Origin of the sequence: Massilia orientalis, assembly GCF_030411975.2 — a bacterium.
In the GTDB taxonomy this organism is placed as follows: domain Bacteria; phylum Pseudomonadota; class Gammaproteobacteria; order Burkholderiales; family Burkholderiaceae_D; genus Telluria; species Telluria orientalis.
In genome coordinates this window covers 160,268-178,245 of record NZ_JASNRB020000006.1, presented here as the reverse complement: position 1 = coordinate 178,245, position 17,978 = coordinate 160,268, and the positions used below count along the sequence as shown (strand labels likewise).

The following is a 17,978-nucleotide window of genomic DNA, read 5'->3' as shown; positions in this document are numbered from 1 at the left end:
TCCTGTTACGGGTTGGCCCGGTTGTATTCGTTCTGGTTCATGTTGCGGTTGCTGATCGTGCCCCACCACGACAGCTTGTCGTTGTGGAAGTGGCGCAAGAACGGCCGGTCGTCCTTCTTCCCGGCGTACATGCCGTGCACCCAGTTCGGATGCTGGTCGACTTCGAGGCAGCCCGCGAGCAGCGCCAGCGGCAGGCAGAGGATGAGGATGCGCTTCATGTCGGCAGCCTCCCCTCGTCGTTCTGCGAGTCCTTGAGGTTCTGGTTCTCGCGCGGACCGTCGCCCGTCGCCTTGATGTCGCCGCCGCGCTTCGGCTTGCCGTACGCGATCTTCCAGCCCCACAGTTCCGGACCGTAGCCGCGCGTCTCCACGCGCTGGCGGTAGATGTCGGCGATGACGGTCGCGTCGCCGCCGATCAGCGCCTTCGTGCCGCACATCTCCGCGCAGGCGGGCAGCTTGCCTTCGGCGATGCGGTTGCGGCCATACTTCTTGAACTCGGCCTCGGACGTGTCGGGCTCCGGACCGCCGGAGCAGAACGTGCACTTGTCCATCTTGCCGCGGTGGTTGAACAGGCCCGTCGACGGGAACTGCGGCGCGCCGAACGGACACGCGTAATAGCAGTAGCCGCAGCCGATGCACTGGTCCTTGTCGTGCAGGACGATGCCGTCTTCCGTGTGGTAGATGCAGTTGACGGGGCAGACGGCCAGGCACGGCGCGTCGCTGCAATGCATGCACGCGACGGAGATCGAGCGCTCGCCCGGCACGCCGTCGTTGATGGTGACGACGCGGCGCCGGTTCACGCCCCACGGGGTCTCGTTTTCGTTCTTGCAGGCGGTCACGCAGCCGTTGCAATCGATGCAGCGCTCCGTGTCGCAGATGAACTTCATTCTAGCCATTGCTGCCTCCTCGTCGTTCCCGCGAAAGCGGGAAGCCATGCTGAGCGACCGAAGTCGCCTTGGTCTGATCCGCCTTGCATCCATCGAGAGCCCGATTCCTGAGCCTCAGCATGGATTCCCGCATGCGCGGGAATGACGGTATTTACGCCCGCACCAGCCGGCACAGCGATACTTTCGTTTCCTGCATCATCGTCACGGCGTCGTACCCGTACGTCCAGCCGGTGTTCACGGCCTCGCCGCGCACCGCCGGCGCGCCGCCTTCCGGATAATGCTTTTCCAGGTCCTCGCCCATCCACCAGCCGCCGAAGTGGAACGGCATCCACACCAGGCCCACGGGCACGCGCGGCGTCACCATCGCCATCAGCTTCAGGCGCGCGCCGGTCGGCGTCTCGACCCACATGAATTCGCCCAGCTTCACGCCGATCTGCGCCGCGTCTTCCGGATTCACTTCGCAGAACATGTTCTGCTGGAGCTCGGCCAGCCATGGGTTCGACCGGGTCTCCTCGCCGCCGCCCTCGTACTCGACGAGGCGGCCCGACGTCATGATCAGCGGGTAGTCCTTCGAGAAGTCGACCGCCTGCACGGATTTATAGAGCGTCGGCAGGCGCCAGAACGCGGCCTTGTCGTCGTAGGTCGGGTACTTCGCCACCAGGTCGCGCCGCGGCGTGACGAGCGGTTCGCGGTGCGTCGGCACGGGGTCCGGGAAGTTCCACACGTTGCAGCGGGCGCGCGCATTGCCGTACGGCGCGCAGCCGTGGGCGATGGCGACGCGGATGATCCCGCCCGACAGGTCCGTCTTCCAGTTCTTGCCCTCGGCCTGCACCTGTTCTTCGGGCGTCAGCTCGGCCCACCAGCCCAGCTTTTTCAGGAACACGTGGTCGAATTCCGGATAGCCGGTGTCGATCTCGCTGTCCTTCGTGAACGAGCCGTCCGCCGCCAGCAAAGGTTCGCCGTTGTGCTCCACGCCCCAGTTGGCGCGGAACGGCAGGCCGCCCTCCGCCACCGGCTTGTGCAGGTCGTACAGGATCGGCGTGCCCGGGTGCTTCATCTCCGGCGTGCCCCAGCACGGCCACGGCAGGCCGTAATAGTCGCCCTTGCATGGACCGGATTCCGCGCGCATCGTCGTCGGATTGAAGTCGCGCTTGTGCTCCATGTGCAGTTTCAATCGCTCGGGCGAGCAACCCGTGTAGCCGATCGTCCAGCAGGAGCGGTTGATCTCGCGGAGGATGTCCTCGATGACCGGTTCGTTGTTGACGACCTTGATGTTCTTGACGAGCTGTTCGCCGAAGCCGAGCTTCTTCGCGAACAGGTACATGATCTCGTGGTCCGTCTTGCATTCGAACAGCGGCTGGATCACGCGCTCGCGCCACTGGATCGACCGGTTCGACGCCGTGACGGAGCCCTGTGTCTCGAACTGCGACGCGGCCGGCAGCAAATAGACGCCGTCGCTCCTGCCGTGCATCGCCGCCGTCATGCTGGGATAAGGATCGATGACGACCATGAAGTCCAGCTTCTGCATCGCCGCCTTCATGTCCGGCAGGCGCGTCTGGCTGTTCGGCGCGTGGCCCCAGTAGAACACGGCGCGGAGGTTCGTCGGCTGGTCGACGTACTGGTTGTCTTCCAGGACCGCGTCGAACCAGCGCGACACCGTGATGCCCGGTTTTTCCATCAGCTCCTTCGAACCGAAGCGCGACTTGACCCAGTCGTAATCGACGCCCCACACGGTGGCGAAGTGCTTCCACGCGCCTTCCGCGATGCCGTAATAGCCGGGCAGCGACTCGCCGTTCGGACCGACGTCCGTCGCGCCCTGCACGTTGTCGTGGCCGCGGTAGATGTTGGCGCCGCCGCCCCGCACGCCGATGTTCCCGAGCGCGAGCTGCAGGATCGACAGCGCGCGCACGTTCGCCGTGCCCACGTGGTGCTGCGTGATGCCCATGCACCAGACGACGGACGACGGCTTGTTCGTCGCCAGCATCTCGGCCGCCATGCGCACCGACGCCTCCGGCACGCCCGTCACGTCGCTGACTTTATCGGGCGTCCACTTCGCGACTTCCTTGCGCACGTCGTCCATGCCGTACGTGCGCGCGGCGATGTACTCCTTGTCTTCCCAGCCGTTGTTGAAGATGTGCCACAGCATGCCCCACACGAACGCGATGTCCGTGCCGGGACGGATGCGCACGTAGTGGTGGGCGAAGCGCGCCGTGCGGGTGAAGCGCGGGTCGACGACGATCATCTTCGCGCCCAGTTCCTTCGCATGCAGGAAGTGCAGCATCGAGATCGGATGCGCCTCGGCCGGGTTCGAGCCGATGAACAGCACGGCCTTGCTGTAGTGGAGATCGTTGAACGAGTTCGTCATCGCGCCATACCCGTAGGTCTGGGCGACGCCCGCCACCGTCGTCGAGTGGCAGATGCGGGCCTGGTGGTCGCAGTTATTGGAACCCCACATCGAGACCCATTTGCGCAGCAGGTAGGACTGCTCGTTGCTGTGCTTCGAGCTGCCGATCACCATCAGCGCATCCGGCCCGGACTGCTCGCGCAGTTTCAGGAGCCGGTCGCCGATCTCGCCCACGGCCTGGTCCCACGTGATGCGCTCGTACTTGCCGTTCACGAGCTTCATCGGATAGCGCAGGCGGTGTTCGCCGAAACCGTGCTCGCGCACCGACGCGCCTTTCGCGCAGTGGGCCCCCATATTGATCGGCGAGTCGAACGCGGCCTCCTGGCGGATCCACACGCCGTTGCTGACGACCGCCTCCACCGAGCAGCCCACCGAGCAGTGGCTGCACACGGTGTGCTTGACCTCCGTGGTCGGCCTGGCGGGCACGGGATCCGCCGCGGTCGCGGGCTGGATCACGTTCAGCGGCAGGTGGCGCGCGAGGGCGCCCGCGCCGGCCGTCACGCCCGCGCCGACGAGGAAGCGGCGCCGTTTCAATCCGCTGTCGCGTGATGTCTTCACCAGGGTCATGGCGATGGTCTCCTTCTACCAGTAAGCCGCAGTGCGGTAGTAACGCCGGATGTGTTCCGTCTCGTGATAGCCCCGCGCCTTCTGCGGTTCCGCCGGCGCCGCGGGTTCGGGCTGCGCTTCCGGCGCACGCGCACGCGCGGCCGCGGCGACGGCCAGCGCACCCAGCGGCGCGGCCTTCAACAGGCTGCGGCGGGTCGGATCGGGTTGCTTGTCATCGTTCATGATGGTCCTCATGCGGCAATCGGGTCGGCGCTATCGAGCACGGCGAACGCCTGCGCTTCGATCGACAGGAAGGCGTCGACGACGCCTGCGACGATCCGGTAGAAATTCGCGTCGGCACTCCCCGCGATGTCGGCCAGGCAGGCCGCGTACCAGGGCCGGACATGCGTTTCGAAAAAGGCTTTTTGCACGGCGAGGCCGCGCGCCGGCATGCCGGGGCCGCCCTGGATCAATACGCGCATCGTCTCGCACAACGTGCCGAGGTGATCCTCGAACTCGCCCACGCCTGGCGCCCGCGCGAGACGCAGGCGCGCGAGGTCGTGGCGCAGGTCGGCCAGCGGCGCATCGTTCAGGTGGCCCGTGATGTAGAAGGAACCGTAAGGATTCAGCGGCGGCGTGCCGGTGCTGATGAACATGGCCGAGAATTCATCCGCCGCGGCGGCCGCATCGACGACGCTGGCGGCCTGGGTCAGCTTCAGCCAGGCGTCCTCGAGCGCGAATTCGCCGGCGGCGCCGATCGGATCCGCGGCGGCCAGCGCCGCGAGCAGCGCGGCGTCGGGCGGGGCCAGCAGCAGGCGTGCGAACAGCGCGTAGAAATCGGCGCGGGCCTGGTCCTCGTCGGCCAGCGGCGGCGCGACAGCACTCTCAACGCCGTCATGCAAATTGGATGAAGCTGAACGCTGTTCGACGGACATGGTTCTCCCGTTGGCAAATATTCATGGGAAGTGTAATCCTTGACAACGCGAAGGCGCGCACGCTTGACGTCCACGCGACACTTCGTTGGCAACGCAACCAACGTCGGGACAAATTCCCTCGTTGCAGTAGGGCTTCACGTCTATAATCGAGACATCACCCGAAGGTACTTGCCATGATTGCCGCTGATACCACATCCGCACCCCTCGTCAACGTCACCGCACTCAAGTCCAGTTGCGCGGCCTGCAGCATGCACCAGCTGTGCCTGCCGATGGGCCTGGAAGACGCGGACATCGACCGCCTGGACCAGATCATCGGCAAGCGCCGCCGCCTGGAGCGCGACGAGCCCCTGTACAAGATGGGCTCCCCGTTCCGCAACCTGTACGCCGTGCGCTTCGGCCACTTCAAGACGTACCAGATCAATGCTTCGGGCGAAGCGCAGATCACGGGCTTCCAGATGGCCGGCGAGCTGCTCGGCATGGACGCCATCAGCGCCGACCGCCACCACTGCGACGCCGTCGCACTGGAAGACAGCGAAGTGTGCGAGATCCCGTTCGGGAACCTGCAGGACCTGTTCGGCCAGGTGCCGACGCTGTTGCGCCACTTCCACCGCATCATGAGCCAGGAGATCACGCGCGAACAGAACGTCATGCTCCTGCTGGGGAACATGCGCGCCGAGCAGCGCTTCGCCGTCTTCCTCATCAACCTCTCGGCCCGCTACGCGGCGCGCGGCTATTCGTCCACGCGCTTCCAGCTGCGCATGTCGCGCGAGGACATCGGCAACTACCTGGGCCTGACGATCGAGAGCATCAGCCGCCTGCTGTCCCGCTTCAAAAAGCTGGGACTCGTGCAGGTCGACAAGCGCGAGGTGGTGCTGCTCGAACCGGCGCGCCTGAAGGCGATGGCGGCCGGGACGGAGCAGTGCAGTCCGATGGCCTGACCTTTCGGTAGTTTCCGCTCTCCCCGTCCGCATCGACAATGCGGGCAAAGGAGATCCCCCATGCATATCAAGTTCATCCCCGCCGCCCTCCTGCTGGCCGCGGGCACCGTCCACGCGCAAGACGGCGCCGTGCAGATCTACGGCCGCCTCAACGTCGCCCTCGAACACGCGGAATCGTCATCCGGCCCCGGCCTCGCGCGCCTCGTGAACAACCGCTCCGTGCTGGGCTTCCGCGGCGGCGAAGACCTGGGCGGCGGCCTGAAAGCCATCTTCCAGATCGAAGGCACGCTGTCGCCCGACACGGGCGCCGGCGCCCTCGCCGCACGCGACACCCGCGTGGGCCTCGCCGGCACGTGGGGCACGCTGTTCGCGGGCCACTGGACGACGGCGTACAACGGCGCCACGTCCGGCCTCGACCCGTTCTATCCGACGACGGCGGGCTACATGAGCATCATGGGCAACGGCGCCGCGGGCGATGCGGACAACGTCAGCGACAAGTCGTCGTTCGACCGGCGCCAGTCCAATTCGATACATTACTGGAGCCCATCCTGGCATGGCCTGTCGCTGCGGGTGACGCACGGCCTGAACGAGGAAAAGCCGGCAAGCGGCGCGAAGCCGTCGCTGACGTCGGCCGCCGCGATCTACGAACGGGGCCCGTGGTATGCGGTGCTGGCGGGCGAACGCCACCACGCGTACCAGGGGCCGGGCCTTGACGACACGGGCGCGAAAGCCGCCCTCGCCTACCAGTTCCCGCAGACGCGCATCGCGGTCGTGGCCGAACGGCTGAAGTACGGGACGGGCGCCGGCGCGCTGGCGCGCAACGCCGTGTACCTGTCGGTGTCGCATCAGATGGGACCGCACGGCATCCGCATCGGCATCGCGCGCGCCGGTGACGCGAGCGGCCCGGCCGGCACGCGCATCGGCTTCGTGCGCGCCGGCGCGGGCACGGGCGCCACGCATGCGACGCTCGGCTACGACTACACGCTCAGCAAGCGCAGCAGCCTGTACGCGTACACGACGCGCCTGGACAACCGCGCGAACGGCGTCTACGACTTCGCGATCAACGGCCTGGGTGCCACGCCGGGCGCGACGCTCAAGGCGTACGTGTTCGGCATGCGCCACAACTTCTGATCAAGCGTGCTTTTGCGCCGCGATCCAGCGCTCGACGATCTCGCCCAGCACGTTTAGCGGCACGGAGCCGTTGCGCAGCACGACGTCGTGGAACGCGGGTAGCGAAAACTTCGCGCCCAGTTCCTGCTTCGCGTGCTCGCGCAGGTCGACGATGCGCAGCATGCCGATCATGTACGCGCACGCCTGGCCCGGCCACGCGACGTAGCGCTCCACTTCCTGCGCGCCGATGCCGTAGGCGATGGCCTGCTCGCGCGTCCAGCCCTTCGTGTGCAGGCCCGTGTCGACGACGAGCCGGCGCGCGCGGAACAGTTCCGAGCCGAGGGCGCCCAGCAGGCCCGCGACGTCGCCCTCGTACCAGCCCTGCTCCACCGCGAGCCGCTCCGCATACAGCGCCCAGCCTTCGCTGTGCGCGCTGCCGCCGCCGAAGATGCGCTGGGCGCGGAACTTGGGCAGGTCCGTGCGCTCCTGCTGGATCGCGAGCTGGAAGTGGTGGCCCGGGACGGCCTCGTGGTAGGACAGGCTGCGCATGCGGATCACGTCGAACGTGGGCCCGCGCATCGGCACCCAGAAGATGCCGGGGCGGCTGCCGTCCGGCGCGGGCAGCGAATAATGCGCCGCGGCCGACGGCTCCGTCAACGGCGGCTCGCGGCGCACGTCGACCGGCGCGCGCGGCTTCAGGTTGAACAGCGCGTCGCTGCGTTTCGATGCGTCCTGGACGATGCTTGCATAGCGCTGCAGCAGTTCGGGGCGTGGATCAGGGTTACCCGACCCCGCGGTCTTGGGCTGGAACGTCGCATCCAGCTGCTTCATGCGCTCTTCGATGCCGCCTTCCGCGTAGCCGAGGGCGCGCAGGTGCTTGTCCATCTCGGCCTCGATGCGCGCCACTTCGCGCAGGCCGATCGCGTGGATCTCTTGCGCCGTCAGATTCGTGCTCGTGTAGGTCTTCAGCGCCTGCTGGTAGGCGGCCGCGCCGTTCGCCAGGCGCGCGATGCCGGCCGTGTCGTTCGTCTGCGGATGCAGCTCGGCCATGTAGGCCTGCACGCGCAGGTACGCGGGGCGGATCTTCGTCTCGACGATGCGGGTGGCGGCGGCGATGGCGTTGGCGCGCGCATCCGGCTTGAGGTCCGCGAGCTTTTCGGTGCGCTGGGCGAACGTGGTCACGAGGACGTTCTGCTCGGCCGCCGGCTTCAGGAACAGGTCGACCTGGTATTGCGCGCGCTCGAGGATGAAGCGCGGCGGGACCAGGCCGCGCGCCGTGGCGGCGCGGGCGCGCGCGAGGGCCTCGTCCATGCGCGTGGCCACCTGGTCCAGGCGCGCCAGGTAGCTGGCGACGTCGGACGCGCGGCGCAGCGGATGCGTCGTCGTCATGAAGTTGACGAGGCCGACCTGCGTGCCGCCGAACTGGTTGAAGACGAACTGGTAATCCTCGTATGGCGCGCTGGCGACCGTGTTGGCCAGGCTCCAGCGCATCACGGACGCCGACGTGCGCTGCTCTTCGCCCAGCGGTCCGGCGAGGAATTTGTCGAGGCGCGCCACGCCGGCCTGCGCCAGCGCGATCATCTTCTTGCGGTGCGCCTGCGTCAACGGCGTGAGCTGGCGGTCGAGCGCATCCTGTTCGGCGCCGTCGAAGTATTGCGTCGACGTGGCGAGCTGCGGATTGGCGCGGACCCAGTCGGCGGCGAAACGGTCGGACCAGGTGTCGAAGGCGGCGTCGGGTTTGACCGCCTGCGCGGTTTGCGCGGCCGCCGCGATGTTGGGCGCGGCGGTGCCGAGGACGAGGGGAACGAACAGGGTGGCGATGGCGGCGGCCGTTCGGGCGCGCGCGTGAAGACGGGGTTGTGGCATCTCTCTCTTCCAGTGGTAGTGGGTTCTTGTTCCCGCCGGGTAGGCTGGGCGAGGAAGAATCTACCATGGATGAGTACCAAATCGTCGCCCCTGCGAAGGCAGGGGCCTGATTTTGCTCGCGTATCGACTGCTCAAGGAAACCTGGGTTCCCGCCTTCGCGGGAACGACGGCTAATCGGCGTCCGCCACGATCTCCAGCGCCCGCGCGCCATCCCACCCCTTCGCCAATCGCCAGTCGCGCAACGCCCCTTCCACGACGACCTGCCAGTGCGTCCGCTCCAGGTCCGGCAGCGCGACGCTGAACGAGCCGTCCGGCGCGGGCTTCACGAACACGCGCAGGTCGCGCCGCGGCAGGGTCGGATGCGCGAGGTAGAGGGTGAACGGCGCCGCTTGTCCCGCCAGGCGGCCAGCCAGCGTGCCCGCGCGCGGATCGTATTCCGCCCGCAGCGACAGGCCCAGTGCCGTGGCCGCGCGGTCGCGGCGCAGGTCCTGGTTGATGGCCTTGCCCTGCTTGTAGTAATCGTCGACGACGAGGGCGTCCGGGTGGCCGGCGGCGAGCCAGGCCACGTAGCCGCCGCCGGCCAGCACGGTCGCCGGTCCGAGCATCAGGAGCCACGGCCAGCGGTGGGTGTACCAGGGAGTCGGAGTCGCGTGCATGTTCTATCCTTATCAGTTCAGCGCGGCACGATGAAGACGGCCTTCTCGGTCACGCGCAGTGCGGGATCGTCCTGCGCCGTCACGGTGAACGTCAGCGCATTCGATCCCGTGCGTGCGGCGCCGTGGTCGACGCGCACGCGCACGGGTACCGCGCGCGCGGAGGCCCCGTCCAGTTCGACGAGGTCTTCGTCCGCGATGGCGGCAGACGGGATGCCGGAGACGCCGATGTGGAACCGGTGCGGACGTTCGCCCGTGTTCATCAGCTGCAGGCGGTACACGTTCTCGATCTTGCCGTCTTCGACTTCGCGGCCCATCGAGCCGCGGTCGCGGATCACGTCCAGCTTCAGCGGCGTGCGCAGCGCCAGCGCGCTGCCCAGGCCCGCCGCCATCAGGACGAACACGAGGCCGTAGCCAAGCGTGCGCGGGCGCAGCAGGCGGGCGCGAATCTGCTTCGCGTTCCAGCCGCCGGCGAGTGCGTTCTCGGTCGAATACCGGATCAGGCCACGGGGCCGGCCCACCTTGTCCATCACGCCGGAGCAGGCGTCGATGCAGGCGGCGCAGCCGATGCATTCGTACTGCAGGCCGTCGCGGATGTCGATGCCGACGGGGCAGACCTGCACGCACAGGCTGCAGTCGATGCAATCTCCCTTCGCGGTATTGCGCGCCATGCCACGCGGTTCGCCGCGCGCCGCGTCGTAGCTGACGATCAGCGTGTCGCGGTCGAACATGGCGCTCTGGAAGCGGGCGTACGGGCACATGTACTTGCACACCTGCTCGCGCATCCAGCCCGCGTTGCCGTACGTGGCGAAGCCGTAGAACAGGATCCAGAACGCTTCCCAAGGGCCGAGACCCAGGTGCGCGACGGCGTCGCCCAGCGCACGGATCGGCGTGAAATAGCCGACGAAGGTAAAGCCCGTCCACAGCGCGACCGTGCCCCAGGCGAGGTGCTTGGCGCCACGCTTGCCCAGCTTTTCGAGCGTCCATGGCTGGCGGTCGAGGCGGATGCGTGCGCTGCGGTCGCCTTCGATGCGGCGCTCGATCCACAGAAAGATCTCCGTGTAGACCGTCTGCGGGCACGCATAGCCGCACCACACGCGCCCCGCCACGGCGGTCACGAGGAACAGCCCGTAGGCGCAGATGATCAGCAGGCCCGCGAGATAGATGAAGTCCTGCGGCCACAGCACGAGGCCGAACAGGTGGAACTTGCGCGCGCCCAGGTCGAACAGCACGGCCTGGCGGCCGTGCATGGACAGCCACGGCAGGCCGTAGAACAGCGCCTGCGTGAGCCAGACGCAGGCCCAGCGCAGGGTGGCGAACGGCCCCTTCACCTCGCGCGGATGGATGTCCTCGCGCTTGGCGTACATCTTGATGACCGCCTCCTTGGGTGCGCGCGCGTTCATTTTGCCGCCACCTCGTGGGGCGTGCCCGGCGCGTTGGACAGCGACCACACGTAGGCGGCCAGCACGTGCGCCTTGCCTTCGCCGAGGAATTCGCCCCACGCGGGCATCGTGTTGTTGCGGCCCTTGCGGATCGTCTCCATGATCGTCTCCGCGCTGCCGCCGTACAGCCATACCTTGTCCGTCAGGTTCGGCGCGCCCAGCATCGGATTACCGTGCGCCTCGGGGCCGTGGCACGCGGCGCAGGCGGCGAATTTCGGCTTGCCGAAGGCGACCTTGATCGGGTCGGCCGGCGCGCCGGAGAGACTCATCACGTAGTGCGCGACGTTCTCCACGTCCGTGTCGGAACCGAGCGCCGCGCCCATCGGCGGCATCTGGCCGTTGCGGCCCTTCATGATCGTTTCCTTGATCACGGACGGCTCGCCGCCGTACAGCCAATCGGTGTCCGTCAGGTTCGGATAGCCCTTGTTGCCGCGGGCATCCGAGCCGTGGCACTGCGCGCAATACGTGAGGAACAGGCGCTCGCCGATGGCGCGGGCCTGCGGGTCGCTCGCCACGTCCTTGAGGTCGCGCTTCAGGTATTGCGCGAACAGGGGGCCGTAGTCGGCATCGGCCTTCGCCAGTTCCCGCTTGTACGCGCCGGCCGATTGCCAGCCGAGGCGGCCCGCATAGCTGCCGAGGCCCGGATACAGGACCAGGTAGCCGATGCCGAACAGGATCGTCAGGTAGAACATGAACATCCACCAGCGCGGCATCGGCGTGTTCAGTTCCGTCAGGTCCTCGTCCCACACGTGGCCCGTCGTCTTCTCGGGCTGGCCGTGTTCGTCCAGGCGCACCTTGTGGCGCGACTGCGACCACAGCAGGATCGCGCAACCGGCGATGCCCAGCACCGTGATCAGGACGATGTACCAGTTCCAGAAACCGCTCGTGAAGTCAGACATAGTCGTCCTCCACCTCGTCATCATCGGCAAAGGGCAGCGCGGCCGTCGCGGCGAAGTCGCGCTCCCTGCGCAACAGGAAGGTCCACGCAAGAATGCCCAGGAAGGTGGTGAAACTCACGACCGTCATCACGCGGCTCGCGTCGTCGAAAATATGTTGGATGGCCATGTCGGTTCCTAGTTCCGATTCTTGATCTGGGTGCCGAGACCCTGCAGGTAGGCGACCAGCGCGTCCTGCTCCGTTTTATCCGCCAGCTGCGCCGGCGCGTCCTTGATGTCCTGTTCCGTGTACGGGACGTTCAGGCGCTGCATCGCGCGCATCTTCGGCACGATCGACTGCGGGTCCAGCTTGGCCGTGGCCAGCCACGGATAGCCGGGCATGTTCGATTCCGGCACGACGTCGCGCGGGTTGTCGAGGTGGGTGCGGTGCCACTCGTCCGAGTAGCGGCCGCCGACGCGCGCCAGGTCCGGGCCGGTGCGCTTGGAGCCCCACTGGAACGGGTGGTCGTAGACGAATTCGCCCGCGACCGAGTAATGGCCGTAGCGCTCGGTCTCGGCGCGGAACGGGCGGATCATCTGCGAGTGGCAGTTGTAGCAGCCTTCGCGGATGTAGACGTCGCGGCCGGCCAGGCGCAGCGGCGAATACGGCTTCAGGCCGGCGACGGGTTCGGTGGTCGAATGCTGGAAGAACAGCGGCACGATCTCGACGAGGCCGCCGAACGAGACCACGACCAGCACGAGGCCGATCAGCAGCCAGGGGTTCTTCTCGATCCACTCATGGGTGAATTTCATGGTTATGCTCCTGCGTGTTCTGTTAGGCGTGTTCCGGGACCGCATGCGTCCTGCCATGCGAAGGCAGTGCGGGGATGCGGGCGTCGACGGACTGCGTGCCGCGCATCGTCAGCCACGTGTTGTACGCCATCAGGCACATCCCGGTCAGGTACATCAGGCCGCCGCCGAAGCGGATCACGTAGTACGGATACGTCGCCTTGACGCCTTCGACGAAGGTGTAGGTCAGCGTGCCGTCCGGGTTCACGGCGCGCCACATCAGGCCCTGCATCACGCCGGCGATCCACATCGCGGCGATGTACAGCACGATGCCGATGGTGCCGAGCCAGAAGTGCGTCTCGACGAGCGCCATGCTGGCCATCTGCTTCTTGCCGGCGAGGCGCGGGATCAGGTAGTACAGGGAACCCATCGTGATGAAACCGACCCAGCCCAGCGCGCCGCCGTGCACGTGGGCGATGCCCCAGTCCGTGTAGTGCGACAGCGAGTTGATCGTTTTGATCGACATCATCGGGCCCTCGAACGTGGCCATGCCGTAGAACGACAGCGACACGATCATGAATTTCAGCAGCGGATCCGAGCGCAGCTTGTGCCACGCACCGGACAGGGTCATGATCCCGTTGATCATGCCGCCCCACGACGGTGCCAGCAGGATCAGCGAGAACACCATGCCGATCGACTGCGTCCAGTCGGGCAGCGCCGTGTAGTGCAGGTGGTGCGGACCGGCCCACATATAGGTGAAGATCAGGGCCCAGAAGTGCACGATCGACAAACGGTACGAGTACACCGGACGCTCGGCCTGTTTCGGAATGAAGTAGTAGACCATGCCCAGGTAGCCGGCCGTGAGGATGAAGCCGACGGCGTTATGGCCGTACCACCACTGGATCATCGCGTCCTGCACGCCGGCGTACATCGAGTACGACTTGAACAGGGTCACCGGCATCGACATGCCGTTGACGATGTGGAGGATGGCGACGGCGAGGATGTACCCGCCGAAGAACCAGTTGGCGACGTAGATGTGCTGCACGCGGCGCTTGACGATGGTGCCGAAGAAGACGACGGCGTATGCGACCCACACGATGGCGATCAGGATGGCGATCGGCCATTCCAGCTCGGCGTATTCCTTGCCGCGCGTGAAGCCCAGCGGCAAGGTGATGGCGGCCGACACGAGCACGGCCTGCCAGCCCCAGAACGTGAAGGCGGCCAGCCGGTCGGAGAACAGCCGCACCTGGCACGTGCGCTGCACGACATAGTAGGAGGTGGCGAACAGGCCGCAGATGCCGAACGCGAAGATCACCGCGTTCGTGTGCAGCGGCCGCAGGCGGCCGTACGTGAGCCACGGGATATCGAAGTTCAATGCCGGCCAGGCGAGCTGCGCGGCAATCCACACGCCCGCGAGCATGCCGATCACGCCCCAGACGACAGTTGCGACGGCAAACTGGCGCACGATCTTGTAGTTATAGTTTAGACTGCTGTCCAAGGTGCACTCCCTGAAGAATAAGAAAGACGACACCGTCAGGGTAGGTTTCCTGGGGGCTCCAAATCCTTGATGTGAATCAAAAATTCCAGATTGGGTCCAGGGAAGGAGCCGGCTTCTTCCTCGATGTTGCTGAAAGCAGACTGGCGTTTTAAATGGACGATATGAGGTGCGTCAAACATGACGCTCGATGGTCCGCCACACTGACCCGAAGCTTTTGACAACGAAGAGGACGATGACCATGCCGCCAATTTCACCTGAACTCCACGAGCAACTCGGCCAGCGCCTGCACAAGGCGCGCGAGGACGCGCTGGCCACCGTGCGTGCCCGCACGGATGGCGATACGGACGACCGCCCGGCGATCTCGCCGAACGCCCACATGGGCCAGAACGACGACGCGCCGGCCGGCGAGATGCTCAGCCATAACGAGGAACACCTGGCCGAGCACGAAGCGAATCTGCTGCACGAGATCGACGCCGCGATCGGGCGCCTGGAAGCGGGCGCGATCGGCATCTGCGAATCCTGCGGGCGCGACATTCCGGAAGCGCGGTTGCTGGCGACGCCGACGGTCCGGACGTGTATCGCTTGCCAGGAGCGGATCGAGAAGGAACAGCGGACGGGACGCGGGCCGAGCATGTAATACCTGCACTTGCGCGGATCACCGTCATCCCCGCGCAGGCGGGGATCCAAGTTGTACGCATTGTCGATACGCATGCAAATTGGGTTCCCGCCTGCGCGGGAACGACGGAGTCCGTCAATCGTCGTCGCTGAGAATCCGCAACGCCGGTCCCTCCAGATCGTCGAACTGCCCGCTGTCCGCCGCCCCGAAGAAGATCCACACCGCGAACGCGACGAGCATCACACTGAGCGGCACCAGCAAATACAAGGCTTCCATCGTCATGCCCTCCTCAGGCGCGCCGCGTTGAGCACCACGAGCGCCGAACTTGCGGCCATCCCCACGCCCGACAGCCACGGATTCAGCAGGCCGCTCGCCGCCGCCGGAATCGCCGCCACGTTGTACAGCATCGCCCATCCGAGGTTCTGGCGGATCACGCGCAGCGTGGCCGCCGCCGTGTCCAGCGCGGCCTCCAGCGGGCGCAGGCCCTCGCCCAGCAGCACGCAGTCGGCATGCAGCTGCGCCAGCTGCGCGCCCTGCCCCATCGCGAAACTCACGTCGGCGCCCGACAGCACGGCCGCGTCGTTGATGCCGTCGCCGACCATCGCCACGACGGCGCCCTCGCGCTGCAGGCCGCGCACGACGGTCAGTTTATCTTCGGGCAGCTGGTGGCCCAGCGCGTGCGCGATGCCGAGCTGCATGGCGACGTCCTGCGCGGCCTCGTCGTCGTCGCCGGACAGCAGCACGACCGTCTTGCCGGCCGCGCGCAGGCCGGCCACGACGTCGCGCGCCTCCGGCCGGATGTCGTCGACGAGGTCGAAGCGCGCGACCCAGCCGGACGTGGTGCCCAGCCACACGGCCGTCACGCCGCCCGGCTGGCCGCCCGGGATCTGGCCGCACGCGATGCCGGCCACGAACGCGGCGTTGCCGAGACGGTAACGGCGGCCGCCGATCTCGCCCTCGATGCCTTTGCCGACGACCTGGTTGACCATGTTCGCGACCAGCGCGGCCGGCCCGGCCGCGTCGCGGATCGCCTGCGCCAGCGGATGCGCGCTGCCCGTTTCCAGCGCGGCGGCCAGCTGCAGCGCCATGCGCCGGCTCGCGCCGCCGAACGTCACGGTCTGGCGCAGCACGGGGTGGCCGTAGGTCAGCGTGCCCGTCTTGTCGAACACGACGTGCGTCGCACGGCCCAGCGTTTCCAGCACATGCGGCTTGACGGCCAGCGCGCCGCGCCGCAGCAGGCGGTCGGTGGCGGCGGCGAGCGCCGTCGGCGTGGCCAGCGACAGCGCGCACGGGCACGACACGACGAGCACCGCGATCGCCGCCGGCCACGCGCGCGCCGGATCGACGAGATACCAGCCCGCGCACACGACGACGGTCAGCACGAGCAGCGCCAGCACGAACCACGCGCCCACGCGGTCGGCCCACAGCGCCAGCGCGGGCTTGTCCTGGCCCGCGCGTTCGACGAGGCGCACCAGCAACGCCAAGGTGCTGTCGCGCGCACTGCTCGTCACGCGCACGACGATCGCCTGCGCGACGTTGACCGCGCCGCCGGGCAGTTGCGCGCCCGGCCCCAGCGCGCGCGTGCGGCTCTCGCCCGTCAGCAGCGCGACGTCGACTTCCGTGTCGCCTTCCACGATGACGCCGTCGGCCGGGACGGCCTGGCCCGGCGGCACGAGCACGACGTCGCCCGGCACGAGCGCGCCGGCGGGGACGGTGTCGGTCGCGCGCGCGCCCGGAAAGTCGACGAAGCGCTGCGCCATCGCGGGTGCCGCGCGCTGCAGGCCCTCCAAGGCGCGCGCGGCGCGCCGGCGCGCGTCCAGCTCCAGGTAGCGGCTGCCCAGCAGCAGGAACACGAACATCGTGATCGAATCGAAGTACACGTCGCCGTGGCCGCGCACGACCGCGACGACGCTGGCGGCGGATGCGGCGAGGATGCCGAGCGCCACCGGCACGTCCATGCCGGCCACGCCGCGCCGCAAGTCCATCCACGCGCCACGGAGGAACGGCCACGACGAGTACGCGACGGCCGGCACGGTCAGCAGCAGCGCGGCCCAGTGCATCAACGCGCGCATGTCGGCATCCATCGTGCCGTCCGTCGCCAGGTACACGGGGACGGCGTACATCATCACCTGCATCATCGACATGCCCGCGACGAACAGGCGGCGGAACAGGGTCTTGCGCTCCCGTTCGAGGTGGGCCGCCTGGCGCTCCGCATCCAGCGGATACGCCGTGTAGCCGATCGCGCGCAGTGCCGCGATGATGTCGCTGGCCTTCGCCACGGCCGGGTCGCGGCGTACGCGCAGGCGCTCCGTCGCCACGTTCAGCAGCGCATGCGTCACGCCGGGCAGCGCGTTCAGGCGGCGTTCGATCAGCCACACGCACGCGGCGCAGCGGATGCCTTCGATGGTGAAGACGACATCGTCGGCATCGACCGCGTCGTCGTACGCGCGCAGGGCGGCCAGGTCGGCGTCGTCCCCGATGCGCGCGGCGAATTCGGTGCGGTTGTCGTAATAGTCGGCGAGGCCGGCGTCCGCGATGGCCTGCGCGGCGGCGGCGCAACCGGGACAGCACATGGTGCGGTTCGCGCCGTCGACGACGGCCGACCATGGACTCGCGGCCGGTGCCGGCTGGCCGCAGTGCCAGCACGCGGCCGTGTCGAGGACGGCCGCGCTCATGCGCCGGCTCCGGGTGCGACGCAGATGTCCTGGACCCAGCCATGCGGCAGGCCCCCCGCAGCGCGCGCGAGGCCCAGCAGGCCGAAGCCCAGCACGAGGATGCCGCACGCGAGCCGCACGCGCGGGCTCGCGAGCCAGCCGCGCAGGCGCGCGCCCATCAGGCCCAGGCCCAGCAGCATCGGCAGGGTGCCGAGGCCGAAGGCCAGCATCACGAGCGCGCCGTGGAGGGCGGAACCGCTCAGCATCGCGGTGACGAGGACGCTGTAGACCATCCCGCACGGCAGCCAGCCCCACAGGCCGCCCGCCACGAACATGCGCGCGGGCCGGTCCAGCGGGCCGACTTTCTTCAGGAGCGGCTGCACGCCGCGCCACACGAAGCGGCCGCCCTGCTCCAGCCGCGCCAGGCCGCGCCACGCATCCATCAGGTACAGCCCCAGCGCGGCCAGCATCAGGTTCGCGAGCCAGTACGCGCCCGCCTGCAGCGCGGGCAGTTTCGCGAACGCCTGCGCGCCCTGAGCGAGGCCGCCGGCCAGCCCGCCTGCGACCATGTAGCTGCCGATGCGTCCCGCGTTATAGGCAAAGACGTTGGCGACGGGCGCCCGCCTGGTCGCTGCCCGCACAGGAATGACCCGCCCCACGGAAGGCGCCACCGACAGCGCACCCACGATCCCGCCGCACATGCCCGCGCAGTGGACGCTGCCCAGCAGGCCCACGACGAATACCGGAATCAGCGCGACGTTCATGG

Annotated in this window: 18 protein-coding genes; 3 read left to right on the top strand and 15 right to left on the bottom strand. The window is 67.8% G+C overall.

What is annotated here, in order from left to right; all coding sequences use genetic code 11:
- Positions 1–5: 5 nt before the first annotated feature.
- The 5 genes from QPK29_RS11320 to QPK29_RS11300 all read right to left on the bottom strand — a co-directional run bounded on the left by QPK29_RS11320 (position 6) and on the right by QPK29_RS11300 (position 4,738).
- Entirely contained in the window at positions 6–218 is a 213-nt protein-coding gene (locus tag QPK29_RS11320) for a hypothetical protein (RefSeq protein ID WP_056135650.1), read from the bottom strand.
- Complete coding sequence (fdh3B, locus tag QPK29_RS11315; RefSeq protein ID WP_056135653.1) at positions 215–895, bottom strand: formate dehydrogenase FDH3 subunit beta; 681 nt, start codon at positions 893–895, stop codon at positions 215–217. The genes QPK29_RS11320 and fdh3B overlap by 4 nt, the downstream gene beginning before the upstream one ends.
- A 142-nt stretch (positions 896–1,037) precedes the next feature.
- Positions 1,038–3,857, bottom strand: coding sequence for a formate dehydrogenase subunit alpha (locus QPK29_RS11310; RefSeq protein WP_371768320.1), 2,820 nt, complete (start codon positions 3,855–3,857; stop codon positions 1,038–1,040).
- A gap of 15 nt (positions 3,858–3,872) precedes the next feature.
- On the bottom strand, positions 3,873–4,079 hold the full coding sequence (locus QPK29_RS11305; RefSeq protein ID WP_371768319.1) for a twin-arginine translocation signal domain-containing protein: 207 nt from the start codon (positions 4,077–4,079) through the stop codon (positions 3,873–3,875).
- Positions 4,080–4,087: 8 nt separating this feature from the next.
- Positions 4,088–4,738 (bottom strand): TorD/DmsD family molecular chaperone, encoded by a 651-nt coding sequence (locus QPK29_RS11300; protein ID WP_400189758.1) that lies wholly within the window; start codon positions 4,736–4,738, stop codon positions 4,088–4,090.
- Between the two features lie 206 nt (positions 4,739–4,944).
- On the opposite strand from QPK29_RS11300, the gene fnr reads away from it, so the two are divergent.
- Together fnr and QPK29_RS11290 are read left to right on the top strand one after the other, a co-directional pair.
- Entirely contained in the window at positions 4,945–5,709 is a 765-nt protein-coding gene (fnr, locus tag QPK29_RS11295) for a fumarate/nitrate reduction transcriptional regulator Fnr (RefSeq protein WP_056135663.1), read from the top strand.
- A 60-nt stretch (positions 5,710–5,769) separates the two neighbouring features.
- A complete protein-coding gene (locus QPK29_RS11290; protein WP_371768317.1) occupies positions 5,770–6,840 on the top strand; it encodes a porin in 1,071 nt (356 codons plus the stop codon).
- Here the strand turns inward: QPK29_RS11290 and QPK29_RS11285 are convergent, their stop codons facing one another.
- The 7 genes from QPK29_RS11285 to ccoN form a co-directional block, all read right to left on the bottom strand.
- Positions 6,841–8,685 carry a DUF885 domain-containing protein gene (locus QPK29_RS11285; protein ID WP_371768316.1) on the bottom strand — a complete coding sequence of 615 codons (1,845 nt, stop codon included), beginning with the start codon at positions 8,683–8,685 and terminating at the stop codon, positions 6,841–6,843.
- A 170-nt stretch (positions 8,686–8,855) separates the two neighbouring features.
- Complete coding sequence (locus QPK29_RS11280; protein ID WP_056135681.1) at positions 8,856–9,341, bottom strand: FixH family protein; 486 nt, start codon at positions 9,339–9,341, stop codon at positions 8,856–8,858.
- 17 nt (positions 9,342–9,358) lie between these two features.
- Entirely contained in the window at positions 9,359–10,741 is a 1,383-nt protein-coding gene (gene ccoG / locus QPK29_RS11275) for a cytochrome c oxidase accessory protein CcoG (protein WP_371768315.1), read from the bottom strand.
- Positions 10,738–11,679, bottom strand: coding sequence for a cytochrome-c oxidase, cbb3-type subunit III (ccoP, locus tag QPK29_RS11270; protein ID WP_371768314.1), 942 nt, complete (start codon positions 11,677–11,679; stop codon positions 10,738–10,740). The genes ccoG and ccoP overlap by 4 nt, the downstream gene beginning before the upstream one ends.
- Positions 11,672–11,845: a CcoQ/FixQ family Cbb3-type cytochrome c oxidase assembly chaperone gene (locus QPK29_RS11265; RefSeq protein WP_082577408.1), complete on the bottom strand. Its 174-nt coding sequence runs from the start codon at positions 11,843–11,845 to the stop codon at positions 11,672–11,674. The genes ccoP and QPK29_RS11265 overlap by 8 nt, the downstream gene beginning before the upstream one ends.
- A gap of 8 nt (positions 11,846–11,853) precedes the next feature.
- On the bottom strand, positions 11,854–12,468 hold the full coding sequence (ccoO, locus tag QPK29_RS11260; RefSeq protein WP_056135689.1) for a cytochrome-c oxidase, cbb3-type subunit II: 615 nt from the start codon (positions 12,466–12,468) through the stop codon (positions 11,854–11,856).
- A 22-nt stretch (positions 12,469–12,490) separates the two neighbouring features.
- On the bottom strand, positions 12,491–13,942 hold the full coding sequence (gene ccoN, locus QPK29_RS11255; RefSeq protein WP_056135692.1) for a cytochrome-c oxidase, cbb3-type subunit I: 1,452 nt from the start codon (positions 13,940–13,942) through the stop codon (positions 12,491–12,493).
- A 238-nt stretch (positions 13,943–14,180) separates the two neighbouring features.
- Here ccoN and QPK29_RS11250 point away from each other — a divergent pair, with 238 nt between their 5' ends.
- Complete coding sequence (locus tag QPK29_RS11250; protein WP_056136008.1) at positions 14,181–14,579, top strand: TraR/DksA family transcriptional regulator; 399 nt, start codon at positions 14,181–14,183, stop codon at positions 14,577–14,579.
- Between the two features lie 114 nt (positions 14,580–14,693).
- On the opposite strand, the gene ccoS is transcribed toward QPK29_RS11250, so the two are convergent.
- The 3 genes from ccoS to QPK29_RS11235 are packed head-to-tail and all read right to left on the bottom strand — an operon-like array spanning position 14,694 to position 17,976.
- Positions 14,694–14,834 carry a cbb3-type cytochrome oxidase assembly protein CcoS gene (gene ccoS, locus QPK29_RS11245; RefSeq protein ID WP_036240176.1) on the bottom strand — a complete coding sequence of 47 codons (141 nt, stop codon included), beginning with the start codon at positions 14,832–14,834 and terminating at the stop codon, positions 14,694–14,696.
- Between the two features lie 2 nt (positions 14,835–14,836).
- Complete coding sequence (locus tag QPK29_RS11240; protein ID WP_371768313.1) at positions 14,837–17,233, bottom strand: heavy metal translocating P-type ATPase; 2,397 nt, start codon at positions 17,231–17,233, stop codon at positions 14,837–14,839.
- Entirely contained in the window at positions 17,230–17,976 is a 747-nt protein-coding gene (locus QPK29_RS11235; RefSeq protein ID WP_371768312.1) for a sulfite exporter TauE/SafE family protein, read from the bottom strand. Before QPK29_RS11235 ends, QPK29_RS11240 begins: the two co-directional genes overlap by 4 nt.
- Positions 17,977–17,978: the final 2 nt, after the last annotated feature.

Bases quoted from the DNA above. Each gene is read 5' to 3' on its own strand.
- ccoO (WP_056135689.1), bottom strand. From the start codon at position 12,468: ATGAAATTCACCCATGAGTGGATCGAGAAGAACCCCTGGCTGCTGATC.
- fdh3B (WP_056135653.1), bottom strand. From the start codon at position 895: ATGGCTAGAATGAAGTTCATCTGCGACACGGAGCGCTGCATCGATTGC.
- QPK29_RS11235 (WP_371768312.1), bottom strand. From the start codon at position 17,976: ATGAACGTCGCGCTGATTCCGGTATTCGTCGTGGGCCTGCTGGGCAGC.
- QPK29_RS11250 (WP_056136008.1), top strand. From the start codon at position 14,181: ATGCCGCCAATTTCACCTGAACTCCACGAGCAACTCGGCCAGCGCCTG.
- QPK29_RS11285 (WP_371768316.1), bottom strand. From the start codon at position 8,685: ATGCCACAACCCCGTCTTCACGCGCGCGCCCGAACGGCCGCCGCCATC.
- ccoG (WP_371768315.1), bottom strand. From the start codon at position 10,741: ATGAACGCGCGCGCACCCAAGGAGGCGGTCATCAAGATGTACGCCAAG.
- QPK29_RS11290 (WP_371768317.1), top strand. From the start codon at position 5,770: ATGCATATCAAGTTCATCCCCGCCGCCCTCCTGCTGGCCGCGGGCACC.
- QPK29_RS11240 (WP_371768313.1), bottom strand. From the start codon at position 17,233: ATGAGCGCGGCCGTCCTCGACACGGCCGCGTGCTGGCACTGCGGCCAG.
- fnr (WP_056135663.1), top strand. From the start codon at position 4,945: ATGATTGCCGCTGATACCACATCCGCACCCCTCGTCAACGTCACCGCA.
- ccoP (WP_371768314.1), bottom strand. From the start codon at position 11,679: ATGTCTGACTTCACGAGCGGTTTCTGGAACTGGTACATCGTCCTGATC.
- QPK29_RS11280 (WP_056135681.1), bottom strand. From the start codon at position 9,341: ATGCACGCGACTCCGACTCCCTGGTACACCCACCGCTGGCCGTGGCTC.
- ccoS (WP_036240176.1), bottom strand. From the start codon at position 14,834: ATGGAAGCCTTGTATTTGCTGGTGCCGCTCAGTGTGATGCTCGTCGCG.
- QPK29_RS11265 (WP_082577408.1), bottom strand. From the start codon at position 11,845: ATGGCCATCCAACATATTTTCGACGACGCGAGCCGCGTGATGACGGTC.
- QPK29_RS11310 (WP_371768320.1), bottom strand. From the start codon at position 3,857: ATGACCCTGGTGAAGACATCACGCGACAGCGGATTGAAACGGCGCCGC.
- QPK29_RS11305 (WP_371768319.1), bottom strand. From the start codon at position 4,079: ATGAACGATGACAAGCAACCCGATCCGACCCGCCGCAGCCTGTTGAAG.
- QPK29_RS11320 (WP_056135650.1), bottom strand. From the start codon at position 218: ATGAAGCGCATCCTCATCCTCTGCCTGCCGCTGGCGCTGCTCGCGGGC.